General features: G+C 42.1%; 19 protein-coding genes, 7 tRNA genes and 1 other annotated feature. Of the genes, 7 read left to right on the top strand and 19 right to left on the bottom strand.

Going from position 1 to position 15,891, the window contains the following annotated elements; genetic code table 11:
- Window positions 1–16: 16 nt before the first annotated feature.
- The 5 genes from K360_RS0110005 (at window position 17) to K360_RS0110025 (ending at window position 3,400) form a co-directional block, all read left to right on the top strand.
- On the top strand, window positions 17–322 hold the full coding sequence (locus K360_RS0110005; RefSeq protein ID WP_024823015.1) for an MTH1187 family thiamine-binding protein: 306 nt from the start codon (window positions 17–19) through the stop codon (window positions 320–322).
- A 48-nt stretch (window positions 323–370) separates the two neighbouring features.
- The gene (locus K360_RS0110010) at window positions 371–1,645 is read left to right on the top strand and encodes a DUF1576 domain-containing protein (protein WP_024823016.1); all 1,275 of its coding nucleotides are present in this window, start codon (window positions 371–373) and stop codon (window positions 1,643–1,645) included.
- On the top strand, window positions 1,642–1,992 hold the full coding sequence (locus tag K360_RS0110015; RefSeq protein ID WP_024823017.1) for a hypothetical protein: 351 nt from the start codon (window positions 1,642–1,644) through the stop codon (window positions 1,990–1,992). Before K360_RS0110010 ends, K360_RS0110015 begins: the two co-directional genes overlap by 4 nt.
- A gap of 245 nt (window positions 1,993–2,237) precedes the next feature.
- A complete protein-coding gene (locus K360_RS0110020) occupies window positions 2,238–3,170 on the top strand; it encodes a DMT family transporter (protein ID WP_024823018.1) in 933 nt (310 codons plus the stop codon).
- A gap of 35 nt (window positions 3,171–3,205) precedes the next feature.
- Window positions 3,206–3,400 carry a YwbE family protein gene (locus K360_RS0110025; RefSeq protein WP_024823019.1) on the top strand — a complete coding sequence of 65 codons (195 nt, stop codon included), beginning with the start codon at window positions 3,206–3,208 and terminating at the stop codon, window positions 3,398–3,400.
- Window positions 3,401–3,719: 319 nt separating this feature from the next.
- On the opposite strand, the gene K360_RS0110030 is transcribed toward K360_RS0110025, so the two are convergent.
- From K360_RS0110030 to tuf, 17 genes are all read right to left on the bottom strand, one after another.
- Window positions 3,720–3,795: transfer RNA gene (locus tag K360_RS0110030), tRNA-Asn, on the bottom strand.
- A 32-nt stretch (window positions 3,796–3,827) separates the two neighbouring features.
- Window positions 3,828–3,901 (bottom strand) — tRNA-Cys (locus K360_RS0110035).
- Between the two features lie 16 nt (window positions 3,902–3,917).
- Window positions 3,918–3,992, bottom strand: a tRNA-Gly gene (locus K360_RS0110040).
- Between the two features lie 14 nt (window positions 3,993–4,006).
- Window positions 4,007–4,082 (bottom strand) — tRNA-Phe (locus K360_RS0110045).
- Window positions 4,083–4,105: 23 nt separating this feature from the next.
- A tRNA-Asp gene (locus tag K360_RS0110050) sits at window positions 4,106–4,182 on the bottom strand.
- Between the two features lie 36 nt (window positions 4,183–4,218).
- Window positions 4,219–4,293, bottom strand: a tRNA-Val gene (locus tag K360_RS0110055).
- Between the two features lie 53 nt (window positions 4,294–4,346).
- On the bottom strand, window positions 4,347–5,189 hold the full coding sequence (locus K360_RS0110060; RefSeq protein WP_024823020.1) for an amidohydrolase family protein: 843 nt from the start codon (window positions 5,187–5,189) through the stop codon (window positions 4,347–4,349).
- Complete coding sequence (gene nfi / locus K360_RS0110065) at window positions 5,179–5,877, bottom strand: deoxyribonuclease V (RefSeq protein WP_024823021.1); 699 nt, start codon at window positions 5,875–5,877, stop codon at window positions 5,179–5,181. The genes K360_RS0110060 and nfi overlap by 11 nt, the downstream gene beginning before the upstream one ends.
- Before the next feature lie 131 nt (window positions 5,878–6,008).
- Entirely contained in the window at window positions 6,009–6,389 is a 381-nt protein-coding gene (gene rplL, locus K360_RS0110070) for a 50S ribosomal protein L7/L12 (protein ID WP_024823022.1), read from the bottom strand.
- A gap of 92 nt (window positions 6,390–6,481) precedes the next feature.
- The gene (gene rplJ, locus K360_RS0110075; protein ID WP_024823023.1) at window positions 6,482–7,012 is read right to left on the bottom strand and encodes a 50S ribosomal protein L10; all 531 of its coding nucleotides are present in this window, start codon (window positions 7,010–7,012) and stop codon (window positions 6,482–6,484) included.
- Window positions 7,013–7,022: 10 nt separating this feature from the next.
- Window positions 7,023–7,202 (bottom strand) — a sequence feature (ribosomal protein L10 leader region).
- Between the two features lie 15 nt (window positions 7,203–7,217).
- Entirely contained in the window at window positions 7,218–7,931 is a 714-nt protein-coding gene (gene rplA, locus K360_RS0110080; protein ID WP_024823024.1) for a 50S ribosomal protein L1, read from the bottom strand.
- Between the two features lie 66 nt (window positions 7,932–7,997).
- Window positions 7,998–8,423 carry a 50S ribosomal protein L11 gene (gene rplK / locus K360_RS0110085; RefSeq protein WP_024823025.1) on the bottom strand — a complete coding sequence of 142 codons (426 nt, stop codon included), beginning with the start codon at window positions 8,421–8,423 and terminating at the stop codon, window positions 7,998–8,000.
- Window positions 8,424–8,512: 89 nt separating this feature from the next.
- On the bottom strand, window positions 8,513–9,055 hold the full coding sequence (nusG, locus tag K360_RS0110090; RefSeq protein WP_024823026.1) for a transcription termination/antitermination protein NusG: 543 nt from the start codon (window positions 9,053–9,055) through the stop codon (window positions 8,513–8,515).
- Window positions 9,056–9,139: 84 nt separating this feature from the next.
- A complete protein-coding gene (gene secE / locus K360_RS0110095) occupies window positions 9,140–9,322 on the bottom strand; it encodes a preprotein translocase subunit SecE (RefSeq protein WP_024823027.1) in 183 nt (60 codons plus the stop codon).
- Window positions 9,323–9,354: 32 nt separating this feature from the next.
- A tRNA-Trp gene (locus K360_RS0110100) sits at window positions 9,355–9,430 on the bottom strand.
- A gap of 21 nt (window positions 9,431–9,451) precedes the next feature.
- Window positions 9,452–9,601 (bottom strand): 50S ribosomal protein L33, encoded by a 150-nt coding sequence (rpmG, locus tag K360_RS0110105; RefSeq protein ID WP_024823028.1) that lies wholly within the window; start codon window positions 9,599–9,601, stop codon window positions 9,452–9,454.
- A 20-nt stretch (window positions 9,602–9,621) separates the two neighbouring features.
- Entirely contained in the window at window positions 9,622–10,821 is a 1,200-nt protein-coding gene (gene tuf, locus K360_RS0110110) for an elongation factor Tu (RefSeq protein WP_024822571.1), read from the bottom strand.
- 756 nt (window positions 10,822–11,577) lie between these two features.
- Between tuf and K360_RS11555 the strand changes: the two genes are divergently transcribed.
- Together K360_RS11555 and K360_RS0110120 are read left to right on the top strand one after the other, a co-directional pair.
- Window positions 11,578–12,771, top strand: coding sequence for a tyrosine-type recombinase/integrase (locus tag K360_RS11555; protein WP_024823029.1), 1,194 nt, complete (start codon window positions 11,578–11,580; stop codon window positions 12,769–12,771).
- 19 nt (window positions 12,772–12,790) lie between these two features.
- Entirely contained in the window at window positions 12,791–13,189 is a 399-nt protein-coding gene (locus tag K360_RS0110120) for a hypothetical protein (protein ID WP_024823030.1), read from the top strand.
- 232 nt (window positions 13,190–13,421) lie between these two features.
- On the opposite strand, the gene K360_RS11380 is transcribed toward K360_RS0110120, so the two are convergent.
- Both K360_RS11380 and K360_RS0110130 read right to left on the bottom strand, forming a co-directional pair.
- Window positions 13,422–13,916, bottom strand: a complete 495-nt coding sequence (locus tag K360_RS11380) for a hypothetical protein (RefSeq protein WP_156923409.1) — start codon at window positions 13,914–13,916, stop codon at window positions 13,422–13,424.
- A gap of 594 nt (window positions 13,917–14,510) precedes the next feature.
- The gene (locus K360_RS0110130; RefSeq protein WP_024823032.1) at window positions 14,511–15,842 is read right to left on the bottom strand and encodes a hypothetical protein; all 1,332 of its coding nucleotides are present in this window, start codon (window positions 15,840–15,842) and stop codon (window positions 14,511–14,513) included.
- Between the last annotated feature and the right edge of the window lie 49 nt (window positions 15,843–15,891).

Genomic DNA, 15,891 nt, shown 5'->3' on the forward strand with positions numbered 1-15,891 from the left:
AAAAGAAGGTGGGAAAATGGGGAAAGTAATAGCAGAGTTAGTAGTTGTACCATTAGGGACAGGCTCCCCTAGTGTTAGCAGTTATGTTGCCAATGTAGAAAGAGTTCTTGCCACATTTAACTTAAAGCAGGAGCTTACTCCCATGGGAACCATCCTTGAAGGCGATCTAGACGAGGTATTAAAAGCCGCAAAAGCAGCGCACGAAGTACCTTTTCACAAAGGGGCTCTTCGAGTATCTACATCACTAAAAATCGATGAACGTCGGGATAAAGACCTGTCTATGGAGGGGAAAATAGCGTCGGTAAAGCAAAAATTAAAGTAGCACATCTTCACCCCATAATAATAAAGATAGAAATGGAGGAGATGTGCGTTGTTCAAAATTATAAAGAAAAAGGGCCCCCTTCAACCCATTCGCTACGGCCCTTACATTGGTTTATGCGCTTTCTGTTGCTTGTTTATGATTTTTGGTGTAGTTATGTCATCGTCCCCTGCCACATTGCTAAAAGGCGTCTGCGCCATTATACAAGACCCAGATTATCTTATTAGCGACTATATAGGAATCGGTGGCATTGGTGCTGCTTTTTTTAATAGTGGTCTTCTTACTTTCCTTATGACGGCTCTTCTGTTCTTTTTCAAAATCAACATTACCGGCATCTCTATCTCTTCTCTTTTAACAGTTTCTGGTTTTGCACTATTTGGAAAGAACATATTGAACGTTTGGCCCATAGTGTTAGGAGTTTATTTCTACTCTCTCTACCAAAAAGAACATTTCTCTCGGTACATTTATATCGCTCTTTTTGGAACGGCTTTAGCCCCTCTTGTCAGCCACCTACTTTTCAGCTCCCTTTTACCTCTTTTATTGCGCCCATTAGCAAGCTTTATTTTAGGAATTTCTGTAGGGATGATGCTCCCTCCCCTCGTTTCGGCTTTTTTGCGTTTCCACCAAGGATACAACCTTTACAATGTAGGATTTGTAACAGGTGTTTTAGGGACAGTCTATGTATCTATTCTCCGTTCTTACGGGCTTTTAGTGGAGACCCGGATGATCTGGACTACTGGCAATAACAAGCTTTTAGGGATATTTTTCATCGCCATTTTTATTATCATGATTTGTACCGCTTTCACCCTTGACAGGTGGAGTAAGATAAAGTGGGTAATGGCCTATAGTGGACGTGCCGTGTCTGACTTTGTTATTTTAGAAGGATGGGGTGCTACCTTAATGAATATGGGGACTATGGGACTTCTAGCCACCTTTTATATTCTTGTTATAGGCGGAGATCTTAACGGGCCTACCATAGGTGGCATCTTAACTGTAGTCGGATTTAGTGCCTTTGGAAAACACCCAAGAAATACCATCCCCATTATTTTAGGAATAGCACTAGGAGCCATAACAAAAAAATGGAGTCTTGCCGCTCCGCCCATTCAATTAGCCGCTTTGTTTGGAACAACTCTCGCACCTATTACAGGGGAATTTGGATGGAAATATGGAGTACTTGCGGGTTTTATCCATTCTTCTGTGGTTTTGAATGTAGGAATGCTCCACGCAGGATTTAACCTTTACAATAATGGATTTTCTGGAGGGCTAGTAGCTGCCGTACTGTTGCCGTTAATCGAAGCCTTTGCCGGAGGTGATAAGAGATCATGAAACAGGAACGAATTCGAGTGACAAAAATGGCAGGGGAACTCATTAATGATTTTCTCACTTTTCTAGGTTGTAACAATATTAATCTTCATATTTGTGAGGATCCAGATGCTTTTCTCATTCACATAACAGGGGTATTTCAAGATCTATCAGAAGAGCGGTTACAAAGAATGAAAAATCTTCTCTGTCAACCTCGGAATTATGAGTTGGAAGAAATGTACTGGAGTCTTTCGAGCGAGAGAGATACAGATGCAGAATTACATCTAGTAGGCATTATGACTGATGAAGTGACGATATCAAGAGACCCGAAGAAAAAACTCTTATCTATTCACTTAGTTCGAAAAAAATAGAGCGGCATATGCCGCTCTATTTTTACAATGTCTTGTTTGGAAGCGATTATGGCGGTTCTTCTACTCTCCAACCTAAACCACACAATGAAGTTATTTGTAAAGAACTCGGTTTCAAAAGAGAAAACCTTGAAGAAATATCTTCTAATGCTGGGCCTTGGTAAAAACTGTTGACTCCTTGCCTAAAACGCTTATACTGTCGGAATGTTTTGCTTAAATATAAGCAAAATCGCGGGAGGAAAGCGTATATGAATCATCTTATAAAGGACTATGGAGTATATCTACCCATGTTAAGCACTACATTATTATGGGCTGGAGCATATATCTGCGGCAAATTAGGTGTTGATGAATTTATACCTTTACATCTGCTTTTTTTCCGTTTTCTTATAGCTTCTATTTTTATCTTTATCGTCATTGCTTTGCGAAAAAAAGGAGAATGGAAAATATCAACACATGACATTCCAATACTGTTCCTTCTTGGTTTTACAGGCGTTTTTGCAAATAACTTTTTCTTTTTTCTTGCGTTACTCTACACATCTGTAACAAATGCCGCGATTATTTTTGCTACAACACCGTTCATGACAGCTATTCTGGCCTTTGTCTTTCTTAAAGAACCTTTAGGGCTTAAAAATATATGTGCTTTGATAATAGCTCTTTCAGGTGTCGTTTTTCTCATTACAAACGGGGACATACACGCCCTACTTCATATGGACTTCAACATTGGAGATTTTTATGAAGTTGGAGCTTCTTTTGCCTTGGCCATTTTTACAATCATAAGCAGAAAGGTCGCCAACAATTATCCTCCAATAACTATGGTGAGCTACGAAAATCTTTTCTCTCTTATTATCACTATTCCATTTTTGTTGGTAACTGGTGCTTTCGATTTTCAAGTTACCCCTACATATAAAGGGTGGCTCTCCATTTTATATCTTGGAATATTTGCATCTGCCCTAGGTTATATCTTTCAACAAATTTCCATAAAAAGTATAGGAGCAAGTAAATCTGCTGCTTTCTTAAACCTAACTCCTTTTCTTTCCGTTCTGCTTGGAATGGTCTTCTTAAGAGAAAGTCTCTCTGCTGTGAAGATTATCAGCGGCATGTTGATTTTAGCTGGAATATACCTCAACTCTTATTCAACTTGTCGCTCTGTTCCTCGTGTCAAAAAGTGCCATAATAACTAGATGCATGGAGAAATAAGCAGCGGGAGGAATTTTAAATGTCAGGGAACATACGAAAAAATATAACACCGGGCCTTCGAGTTAAAATCGTTCAAAAGCAGCATCAAAGAACGGGACAGCTAACTGAAGGTATCGTTAAAGATCTCCTCACAAAAAGCCCGACGCATCCCCACGGGATAAAGGTTCGCCTAGAAAGTGGCATTGTAGGAAGAGTTCAGGAGATATTGGAGTAAGGTAAACAAGCCGTTTTTCGGGTTCCCGAAACGGCTTGTTTTATATAGCTCACCTAGAGGCTGCCAAGCTATCCGATAGTATGAGCAAAGCCACTATAAACAGCAATCTCGACAAAACACTTCAACAACTCTATAAGAATACCGAGAATGCTTCTTATCTAACCTATTGGCCAAGAAGCATATAGGAGTTCTAAAACTTTTGAGAGTTTAATCTTTATCTAAAAATTCTGCTTGGGATTGTCCAATAAACAGACTTGCTTTTTTACGATGATAAAACAAAAAAGCCATTTCGGGTTTCCTGAAATGGCTTTGAATTATCTGGCTCCTCGGGCAGGACTCGAACCTGCAACCTAGTGGTTAACAGCCACCCGCTCTGCCGATTGAGCTACCGAGGAATGTCATTATATTAAACTGCCAAAATATATTATGGAGGCGACACCCGGATTCGAACCGGGGATAAAGGATTTGCAGTCCTCTGCCTTACCACTTGGCTATGCCGCCACCATTGAAAAGTCTTTGGAGCGGAAGACGGGATTTGAACCCGCGACCCCAACCTTGGCAAGGTTGTGCTCTACCCCTGAGCTACTTCCGCATGTTGACGGTAAGTGGTGGCGGGACCCAGAATCGAACTGGGGACACGCGGATTTTCAGTCCGCTGCTCTACCTACTGAGCTATCCCGCCTTGTCCCTATCAAAGATAAAAAATGGCGGGGCCGACGAGACTCGAACTCGCGACCTTCGGCGTGACAGGCCGACGCTCTAACCAACTGAGCTACGACCCCACCACAATCTTTCACTCAAAGTCCTGGGTTTGGTTTTGGTGGGCGGAACAGGGTTCGAACCTGTGACCCCTTGCGTGTAAGGCAAGTGTTCTTCCGCTGAACTATCCGCCCCGTTCACCGCTCAACCAACGCGAAGGATAGTATATCTATGACTGCAGAATATGTCAACACCTTGACAAAAGGAATTTTGCTGCATTTTCTCCTAATAGATTATCTACCCCCTCTTTCTCTCCAAATATCTGATTAAAAATCTTTTTATACCTCTCAAAAGAGAGAATTGGGAAATCTGACCCATAAAACATTTTCTCTAATATTCCCGCACCTATTATGGCTTGAAAAATTTGTGGTTGATAGAGCCATGGAAGGGCTGCCGTATCATATCTGGCATTTTGAAGGTATTTCTTCATTTCCGGCATCAATTCATAAAGCCAAAGTCCGCCGCCAAAGTGAGCAAAAATAACTTTTGCTTCTGGATGGTTTATACAAAATTGAGCGGCTTCTTTAGGCCCTACATTTCCCTTCCCAGGATAATCATGGCCAACAGGTTCTGCCGTGTGAAAAAGAAGAGTCATTCCAGCCTCTTGAGAAGCACCGACAAAACGCCACGTCTGCCGAACATCATCGATGTTAAAGTGCTGCCCGCCTGGGAAAAGCTCCCCTACTCCTATAAGTCCTTCGTCGGCACACCGAAGTATTTCCTCCTCAGAACCTCTAGCTAAAGGAGGCACTACAGCAAACCCCTTCAAGCGATCAGGATATTTTTTGATACCTTCAATAACGTAATTATTACAATGACGGCATAACTCCAAATCCTTAAAAGCAAAACCGAATATCCACGATTGATCTATATCGTCCTCGTCCATTTGAACAATTACATCTTCTATCGTTGCCCACTTATGAACCTTTCCATGGGAAAGGAGTCCGAAGTAATCTTCTCTTTCAGATATTTTCTCGAAATCCTGTATTACATCTGGTGGATAAACGTGAACATGCGTATCAATAATCATCATTTTTCCATCCTTCCTCCGCTATCTTCCGACGTATTTGCGTAACAAATTGATGAGCCGCACGAGTAGGTTCGGGAAGTCGATACTTTATACACGCTTTCAAAACTAACTCTACCGATTTTTCAAGAGAAATTCGATGGCCAGGGCTTATGAATAGAGGTTTCACTCCATTTCTAGAGCGAAGAACGTACCCTACATGCTCTTCTTGATAGAATAATGGTGATCGACTCCCTTTCTCGTTCCCAGGATCATCATAAACGCCAACAAGGTGGCTTTTTGCCACCCCTATAGTCACAAAATTTGTAAGAACCCCAAAGTGAGAAGCAAGACCTATTCTCCGTGGATGGGCTATTCCCGCCCCATCAATCATCCAAAGGTCTGGGCTCAATTCCAAGCGCTCAAGAGCGGCAAAAAGTGCTGGAACCTCTCTATAAGAGAGTAAACCCGTTAAATAAGGGAAAGAAACTGGATATATTGCCCATGTATAGGAGATAGGAGAGAATGTTCCCCACTCCATGCAAACAATCCCCGCAATGGCCAATGCTTTTTTGCCTCGTCTGCTATACGCTACATCTACTCCCGCCACTGTGGTGAGCCGAAAAGGCTCATCGCGGATAGATACTTTTTCTGCAAGAAGTCGTTGTTCAGCTATCGCATGTTGAAAAGAATCAGGCACAATAAATTTCAAGAATATGCCCCCAACTATAAGTTAGCTACACTATACCTCTTTTGATGTTTTCTCGTCTAGAAAACAAAAGAGGCTGCCTCTTAAGTACAAGGGCAGCCTCCTCATCATTTTTAACAGTATGTGCAGACGTTCTACTTAACTTCGACTTCAGCTCCAGCCTCTTCAAACTTCTTTTTCAGCTCTTCAGCCTCGTCCTTGCTTACAGCTTCCTTTACAGGTTTAGGAGCGTTATCTACAAGCTCTTTAGCCTCTTTCAGGCCAAGGCCTGTAACTTCACGAACAACCTTAATTGTAGCAATCTTGTTAGAGCCAGCACCCTTCAAAACTACATCAAACTCGGTCTTCTCTTCCTCTGCAGCAGCTGCAGGGGCGGCGCCTGGCATCATCATGGGCATAGCCATGGCAGGAGCAGAAGCAGAAACTCCAAACTTATCCTCAAGAGCCTTTACGAGCTCAGAAAGCTCTAATACCGTCATACCTTCAATAGCCTGAATGATCTCTTCGTGGGTCATTTCTATTGTTCCTCCTTAATCAAAACTCTTCAAATTTAGTTTATATTCATTTTTAACATACCCATTCCCAATGGGGTATTACGCTACCCTTATTAGGCAGCCTGCTCTTTCTTCTCCTTGATCTGAGAGAGGCATGTGGCCAACCCTCTGATCGGGCCGGAAAGAACTGTAACAAGGCCAGACAAAGGAGCTGCGATGGTGCGAACCACCTGAGCAACAAGCACTTCCTTCGATGGGAGATCTGCCAAAGCTTCGACCTGGGCTACATTTAAAATAGAATCGCCCAAAACTCCACCCTTTAAGATAAAAGCCTTATTCGCTTTATCTTTAGCAAAGTCTTTAAACACCTTTGCGACAGCAACAGGATCGCTGTAAGCCATAGTATAAACGTTAGGGCCAGCCATAATATCTTCTGGAACAGGCATCTCTTCTTCTCGAAGAGCAATTTTCATGAGGGTATTTTTAGCTACCTTCATTTCGCCGTCAGCTGCTCTGACTTTAGCGCGAAGATCTGTAATCTGAGCTACAGTAAGACCTCTGTACTCTGCCACAAAAACTGCTTCGGTCTTGTTGAGCATTTCTTTCAACTCATCAACTAAATCATACTTAACTTTTGCAGGCATGTGTTCACCTCCTCTTCAAAAAAAATCTCCCGACCCATCTAGGTCGGGAGATTCTAACATTACAAAAGATAACGTATCTTTCAAAGATAACACTTATCCTTGGCATGTAACCTCCAAACCTCGGTGGGTGGATTACTCCATTAGACGCTTGAAGCGCGCCCACTGTCTTAGGCTTGTCAAAATATCTTATTTAATTGTAGTTTTCTTATGCTTCCGCAGCTATTTCTTTCGCAGCAGCTATAGGATCTATCTTTATGCCAACACCCATAGTAGGGGCGATATAAAAGCTCTTTACATAGGTACCTTTCACTGAAGCAGGGCGAGCCTTTACAATCGTCTGATACAAAGCTTTTACATTCTCATACAGCTGTTGAGCCTCGAAGCTCTTCTTCCCTACCATATTATGAATTATAGCAGCCTTATCAACACGGAACTCCACACGACCAGCCTTAATTTCTTTCACGGCATCAGCTATATCGAAGGTTACTGTACCCGTCTTAGCACTTGGCATTAAACCCCGTGGCCCTAAAATTTTCCCCAAGCGACCTACATTTTTCATCATATCTGGAGTAGCAATTACCGCGTCGAAATCAAGCCAACCTGTACTAATCTTCTGAATCAAATCATCTCCGCCGACAAAGTCCGCGCCTGCCTCTTCAGCTTCCTTAACCTTTTCTCCGGCAGCAAGAACCAGCACTCTTTTAGTAACTCCCGTACCATGGGGTAAAATTACCGTCCCACGAACTTGCTGGTCTGCATGGCGGGGATCGACGCCGAGACGGATATGAACTTCGAGGCTTTCATCAAACTTCGCAGTAGAAACTTCTTTAAAAAGATCGATAGCCTCTCGCAATCCGTACAGTTTCGTGCTGTCTACTTTTTCCCTTATAGCTAAATAACGTTTACCTCTTTTTGCCATTTTAAAGTCCCTCCTCGTGGTCATAGCGGGTCTGGCCGACCCTGCCACAATCGCTAAACAAAAAAACTAGCCGACGATTTCAATCCCCATTGAACGAGCTGTGCCTTCTACCATGCGCATAGCCGCATCCACATCATTGGCATTCAAATCTGCTTTTTTAAGCTCAGCTATCTCTCTCACCTTATCGCGGCTCACCTTTGCCACCTTTACCTTATCGGGCTCACCAGACGCCCGTTCAATCCCCGCAGCCTTCTTCAACAAAACACTTGCAGGGGGAGTTTTAAGGATAAAAGTGAAACTCCTGTCAGCATATACCGTCAAAATAGCCGGGATAATCATCCCTGCCTGATCTGAAGTTTTGGCGTTAAACTGCTTACAAAACTCCATAATATTCACGCCATGCTGACCAAGAGCCGGCCCTACAGGGGGAGCCGGGGTGGCCTTACCTGCAGGCAACTGCAACTTGATCTGCGCAACTACTTTCTTTGCCATTACCGCTATCTCCTCTCGTTACTGCAAAGCTCTCCTCCGCCTTTTAAACAAAGAGTTAGAAGAGCGCCCGCTTTAGGTTCTATATATACTTAGAGCTTCTCCAGCTCCATATAGTCAGTTTCCACGACAGTCTCCCGTCCAAAGACCGTCACCGTAAATTTTACCTTCCCTTTTTCAGGAACAATCTCCACTACAGGGCCTACTTGCCCTTCAAAAGGACCGCTCTTCACCTTTACAATATCCCCAATTTTAAGGTTCATCTCAATCTTAGGTTTAGCTTGATCCTTCCCAATCTTGCTCATAATTTCTTTTACTTCTTTTTCAGAAAGAGGAATAGGGTGATTTCCTGCTCCAACAAAACCTGTAACACCAGGAGTATGGCGGACGACATACCAAGATTGATCGTTCAGCTTCATCTCCACAAGCACATAGCTCGGATAAAGTTTCCGTGTCACTTTTTTACTTTTGCCATCTTTTACGAAAACACGCTCTTCCACCGGGACTAGGACACTAAAAATCTCTTCATCCATACCCATAGTCGCTATTCTCTGCTCGAGATTAGCTTTAACCCTGTTTTCGTACCCAGCATAAGTCTGAACGATATACCAGCGCCGCTCAACATTACTTTCCATCACACAATGGGGGGTCGGACGGGCCCCCTCACCTCCCTGCTTTCTATTTACGTTACTTGTGGCGTAGCATTCTTACTGGTATCACTAACCAATAAGCCTCGACAAAAGACCCGTTAACGCTAAATCAATAACGCCGAGATATGCAGCAACAAAAAGGGTAAATACTATTACTACCAGAGTTGAATACCACACCTGTTTCTTCCCTGGCCACGTTACTTTCTTAAGCTCGGCTCTTGCTTCACGCACGAAGCTGAGGATTTTTTCCATAACCTCGGCCTCCTATCTTTAAACAAAAAAAATGGCAGGCCCGGCAGGACTCGAACCTGCAACCCCCGGTTTTGGAGACCAGTGCTCTGCCAATTGAGCTACGGACCTGCGAGCAGCGTATATTCTACACTACTTAGTTTCTTTATGCAAGGTGTGTTTATCGCACCACTTGCAATATTTGTTAAGTTCCAGTTTCTTTGATTGCTTTTTCTTATTCACTGTGGTCGTGTAATTTCTCTGCTTACACTCAGTGCACTGCAAACCTACAATATCTGCCATAAAAATTCCCTTCTTCCCAATTACCCAAGAATTTCAGTTACAACACCAGCACCGACAGTATGTCCACCTTCACGGACGGCAAAACGAAGTCCCTTATCCATAGCGATAGGAACTATCAAGTCTACCTCAAAAGTGGCATTGTCCCCTGGCATTACCATTTCAACTCCCTCTGGGAGTTTGATGCTTCCTGTTACGTCGGTCGTCCTGAAGTAGAACTGGGGCTTGTATCCTGCAAAGAACGGTGTGTGACGGCCGCCTTCCTCTTTCTTCAGTACGTAAACCTCTGCCTTGAACTTCGTATGAGGCTTTATGGAACCGGGCTTCGCCAATACCTGACCGCGCTCCACATCTTCCTTGTCAACTCCACGAAGAAGAACTCCTACGTTATCTCCTGCCATGGCTTCGTCCAATATCTTTCTGAACATCTCAAGAGAGGTGGCTACCGTCTTCATCGTATCTTTAATCCCTACGATCTCAACTTCTTCGCCTGCCTTCACCATGCCGCTCTCTACTCGACCAGTAACAACCGTGCCACGTCCGGTAATCGTGAACACGTCTTCGATGGGCATAAGAAATGGCTTGTCGGTCTCTCGCTGTGGTGCCGGAATATACGAATCACAGGCAGCCATCAAATCCCATATGCACTTGCTCACTGGATCGTCCTCTGCACCGGTCCCTTCCTCAAGAACCTTCAATGCTGATCCTCGAATGATGGGAACGTCGTCGCCAGGGAAGTCATATTTGCTCAGAAGCTCTCTGATCTCCATCTCGACCAGATCCAGAAGCTCCTCATCGTCGACCTGGTCCGTCTTGTTCATGAACACGACTATTGCAGGCACGTTGACCTGGCGGGCCAACAAAACGTGCTCCCGTGTCTGAGGCATGGGCCCATCTGCTGCGGAAACAACAAGAATCGCTCCGTCCATCTGAGCTGCTCCCGTGATCATGTTCTTAATGTAGTCTGCGTGCCCCGGGCAGTCGATGTGAGCGTAGTGACGATGCTCTGTCTGATATTCCACGTGGGAAATATTGATCGTTATTCCTCGCTCGCGCTCTTCCGGCGCTTTGTCGATCATGTCGTACGCCTCGAAGTTCGACCAGCCTTTCGTCGACAAACATTTCGTGATTGCTGCTGTCAATGTCGTCTTGCCATGGTCTATGTGACCAATGGTCCCTACGTTTAAATGGGGCTTCGCTCTTTCAAATTTCTCTTTTGCCATATCTTCTCAGGCCTCCCTGCGTATATAGAATCTCTACCCTTTCGGGCTCTGTATTCTCTTGTTTTAAGGAAACAGTTGGGACACTACTGAAGAGATTTTATCATACGAATCAAAAATATCCATATGTGCTCACCAGAAGTACATTTCTTTTATGATTTAAAGCCAATGTAAAAATGATAAACTATGAAAAACTTTTTGTGATATCTTTTAAATCGCATAAGAAAAAGGGCCCAGCTTTAAAGCTGGGCCCTTGAAAGTATTTATTTTCAAAAATCAAATTCCCCTATTAACCACTGCACCCCCGCCAAATTTGAGGCTGGAACGACTTAATGTTAACCAATCTTGTTCTTTTCATGCCAAAGACCTCCTTGAATGTAATGTTTGGGCATCAAAAATCCGCTTGTTTTTGACCACCTAACAGGGGGATTTTTTAGCCTTTGGAGAGAAATTAGAGAAGAGTTAAAAGACACGAAAAAAGGGGAACTGACTTTATTCAGCCCCCCTTCCTAATACATGGAGCCGACTTCCGGACTCGAACCGGAGACCCCATCCTTACCATGGTTGTGAAGGGGCTTTTTAGGGGGGGAAGGCCACGAGCGGGTTTGCGTGCTAAAAACACCATAAAAACCAGTATTCATCATGTTTTTTATTTTTTTATAAGCTCCCCTTCTTGCCCCTTCTTTCCCCATATGATAATATCAAAATAGAGTCTGAATAGAGTCCGGCTACACACATCATAAGGGGGCTCCAAAAAAAATGACTGTAGCAAAACTGACAAACACATATGTAAAAAATTTAAAGCCGAATAAAAAAAGATATAGTGTACGGGATACTGAAATTAAGGGGCTGTTAATTCGAGTTGAACCGTCAGGACGCAAATTTTTCTATTTAGACTATTATACCCCCGAGGGTACGCGGACGTCAAAAAAAATAGGCGACGCAAACGTCCTGACCCCCGCCCTTGCCCGCGAAATGGCTACTCTGCTCCTCTCCAAAATTATTCGTAAAATTCCCCTCGAACCTGAAAAAAAAACAAAAGAACTGACCGTAGGAGAAGTTTTTGAAAAATATAAAATATTCGTGCAAGCAAATCATAAAAGTTTTAACAATACGCTTATTTTTATTTCGCTTTTTTCTTGTCTTTTTCAAAAAAAATGTTCGGAATTGACAATTTTCGACCTCGAAAAATGGAGGGATAAAAAAAGAAAAAGCAAAAAAGCAGCAACAATAAATAGGTATGTTTCCGCATTTCGGGCGATGTTGCGCTGGGCAAAAGAAAGAGATATTATTTTCGCTTGCCCCGCTATTGAAAAAAAAATGAAAGCTCTGCCCGAAACAGATTCGCGAGAAACAGTCCGATATTTGTCTCCAGACGAAAGAAAAAGACTATTCGAAGAATTAAAAAAAAGGGAAAAGCGACAAGGAAAAGACTATCTCCTCCCGGCCGTAACGCTCTCCCTGAATACCGGTATACGGCGCGGAGCGTTGCTATCACTGCGTTGGGAGGATATAAATTTTGAGCGAGAGATAATAACTTTACGCGCGAAAAATGCCAAAAACCAAAAAATGGATTATATTCCTATGAATATTATTGTTAAAAATGTATTACAAAAATGGAAAGAGGTACAAAAAAATCCGAATGATAACGATTTAATTTTTCCACATCCCGGAACAGGAAAAAAAATGCACGACTGCCGTACTGCATGGGAAAAAGTACTGAAAAATGCAAAAATTGAAAATTTTCGGTGGCATGATATGCGGCATGATTTCGCCTCGCAATTAGTCATGAAAGACGTAAATATTCTGACTGTTCAGAAACTTATGACCCATTCAAATTTGGAAATGACGCTTCGGTACGCGCATCTCGCGCCAAAAAAACAAAAAGAAGCAGTGCAAAAAATAGAAGATTTATGCCCTATATATCCTATATATATGGAAGATAAAAAATAAAAATAAGGAGGGAACAAAAATGCAAAAAGTAATTCCTTGTACGGCATTTTTCGAAGAAGCGACAGAAAATGGCGGCCTCGTTGGATATTTCGGGGGGGATATAGATTGCGTATGCGCGCCAGAACTAAAAAACGCACAAAAATATATTCGAAACATATACTTTCTTTGGGATTCTGCTTTTGATTTTATGATAGAGAATGAGATGTATTCCATTTTGGAAAGATACCCGCGACATTACGTTCGCTATTTACTTTCGGAAGCAATTTTTGTAGAAGGAAATGGAATAATGTTTCACGTGAAACAATATTTTAAAAAAATGCAACAATATATGACGATGGAAAACGGATGGCAAGAAGATTATATTTTCTCCGCGGTAGCTTTTTTTAGAAAAATAGAAAAAATAATAGAAAAAAACTAAAACAAATAAAAAGGGGGGAAAGAACTCCCCCCCTCTCCTAACCTCTCCTAAATTTTCCTCCTTAACCCGAAAAAAAACTCAAAAAATATACTTCCAAAATACAAATACAGTATCAAAATACCCCAACCCCCCAAAAAAGTTAGTAGTTGCAAGGGCTCCCAACGACCCCAAAGAGGCAAGTATGCTTGCGCTTTGGGGACACTTTTCGCAAAAAAATGCGAAAAAGTGAAAATTAATAAATTAATTCAATTTCTTCTTCCTCGTCTTCATTTTTTTCTGGAACTTCCATTCCCGATATTTTTTGTATTTCTTTTTCTATTTCTTCTTTTTCCAGTTTCTTCGCCACTTTCGCGATTTTGATGTTCATGTATTCATCATTTTTTTGTGCCGACATATCCATTTTTTTTATATTTGGCGAAAATTTTATTAATAAATCTTTAATTTTTGCTATGGTTTTTCCAGACAAAATTAATATTTTTATCATTTTTTCGTCTGCGACACCCAAAGATAAATTTTTTTCTAAAAATAAAAAATAGATACTTTCTATTATTTTTTCGATGTCGTCCGTTCCTGACTCATCGCTCTTTTCTTTTTCCACCTTTTCCACCTTTTCCACCTGAGATTTTCCGAAAATTTCCCGCACATCCGGAGGAAAAACGCCGCAAAAATCCTGATATATGGCGTGGCAATGCATACATATATTTCCTTTTTCTTCCTCTTTTGCCACGTAATATTTTTCTATTTTTTTAAATCCTCCCCCTAAAAAAAAGTCTGAAAAAACCTGCGAGCCAGGGAGGAAAAATCCCCATTCTTCGTCATTTTTTTGCGAAAATAACGCTGGAGGAACGCCAAAATTCGAAGAAATGTCATGTCGCGCCGCCAAATACGCTCTTTCCTCATTTCCAGGCTCCCTGTAGCATTTTAATACGCTAAAATAATAATCTCCTGCGCCCGAATACTCCCCCTCTCCTTCGGGATTTTCAATTTTCTGAATAAAAAGAGGTGAAAAATGAGTGTCGAGCGGGGCATACGTCGCATATTTTGTGGGGTGATATTCCCCCAGGGTTTGTTCCTGCATATTTTTGAAATCGTACATCGACGCGAAATACGTATGAAAATAACGGAAAATAGACGAATGTGGAGTAATAATACAGTTTTGTCTATTTTCTTCCCCCCATTTCAAAATTTTCTCGTATCCACGCAAAATGTCCCTGGCGTCCGTTCGGCCCTCCCATCCACGAATTGAGTATTCATCAGCTTTGAGCAAATTGAAAATATATTCCAAATAATCTGTATTTGCCATATCTTTTTCCCCCTATAATTAGGATAAAATTTCCATTTCCGGAATATATTTCTCTTTTTCCGGCTTTTTCTCCTTTTTCCGCTCTTTTTCTGTTCCTATCGTTATTTCTCTCCCGTTTATTTTCATTTTTTCTTCCCATTTTTCGCGTTTTAGATTTTTTACGGCTTTTTCCCCGAGAATTTTTAATTCATCATCCGAAATGGGGGTGTCTGTATGTATATATATTTTTCGAATAAATACTTCTGAAGCTGACATAATGTCTACCTCTCCGTTCGCGTACGCGCGTACACATACCCCCGGCCCCTTTACCTGTCGATATTTTCCTCTTTCGTACCGCTTTTCCCGCTCTCGTATAGCTTTTTCGGCTTCGTTTTCGCGCATTTCGAGAGTTGTTTTTTCGATTTCTTTCATTTTTTTCATTTTTTCCTGTAGTTTTTTTCGAATTTCGTTTTCTGGAAGCGCCAATAATCTTCGTAGCGCATAGCTTTTTCCCGTTTGTATGTCCACAATTGTCAACGTTTTTCTTTTTTTGTTGGAGTTTTTTGCGACGCGCTCTATGATTCCCCATTTTTCTGGGAGTTTTTCCCCCTCTCCCTCAAAAAAAACTCTCGCCGCCAGATACGCTATTTTTTGGTTTTCGTTCGCATATTTTCGTCGTTTTTCGAGATATTCGCATGCCGACACGTCGCGGGAGTTTCGCAACTTTCCCTTTCTCCACATCTCCCACTTTTGGCCATTTATTTTTTTCGTATTGGGCCGGTCGGCCCGTTTTTCTGTGGTGGCGTCGTATCCCTGCTCCCGCAAGACTTCCGCTATTTTTTCCCGCATTTTTTCCATTTCGTCATTTTTTTCTATTTTGGTGTAGTGGGGTTTTTTTCCGTCTCGATTTCGCATGCGAAAAATGACGTGTAGGTGCAGGTTTTGTGTTTGCCCCTCTTTTTTCCCCCTGTGTAGCGCATACGAAAAATCCGCGCTGTCTCCGGCTACCGCATACGCAATTTTTCGGCATATATTTTTTCGCTCTTCGGCATCGCAATTTTCAAAAATGTCGTTCGGAAGTGGAACGTTAAACTTTTCCGCAATCTTCGCGTCTTTCCGGGTTCGCATTTTTTCGAAATCTTTTTCGCACGAAATTCCAGTCTCGCTACACGATATTTCTGTCCATCGCCGCGAAATTTCATATCTGTCATTTAAAATTTTTAAATTTTCAAAATTTCGGGAAATGTGCTCGAATTCGAGGCATTCTTTTTCCCGCGAAATATATTTGCAATGCGCGGCCGCTTTCGCATAATCTTTTCTGCCAGCGCAATCCCCGGTAAAATTGTTTGATACTCGCCATTTTATTTTCATTTTTGTGCACCTCTTTTAAAAATTTCGGTAAAGGATACTGGTTTTCTGG

This window comes from Aminobacterium mobile DSM 12262, from assembly GCF_000526395.1.
Taxonomy (GTDB): Bacteria; Synergistota; Synergistia; order Synergistales; family Aminobacteriaceae; genus Aminobacterium; species Aminobacterium mobile.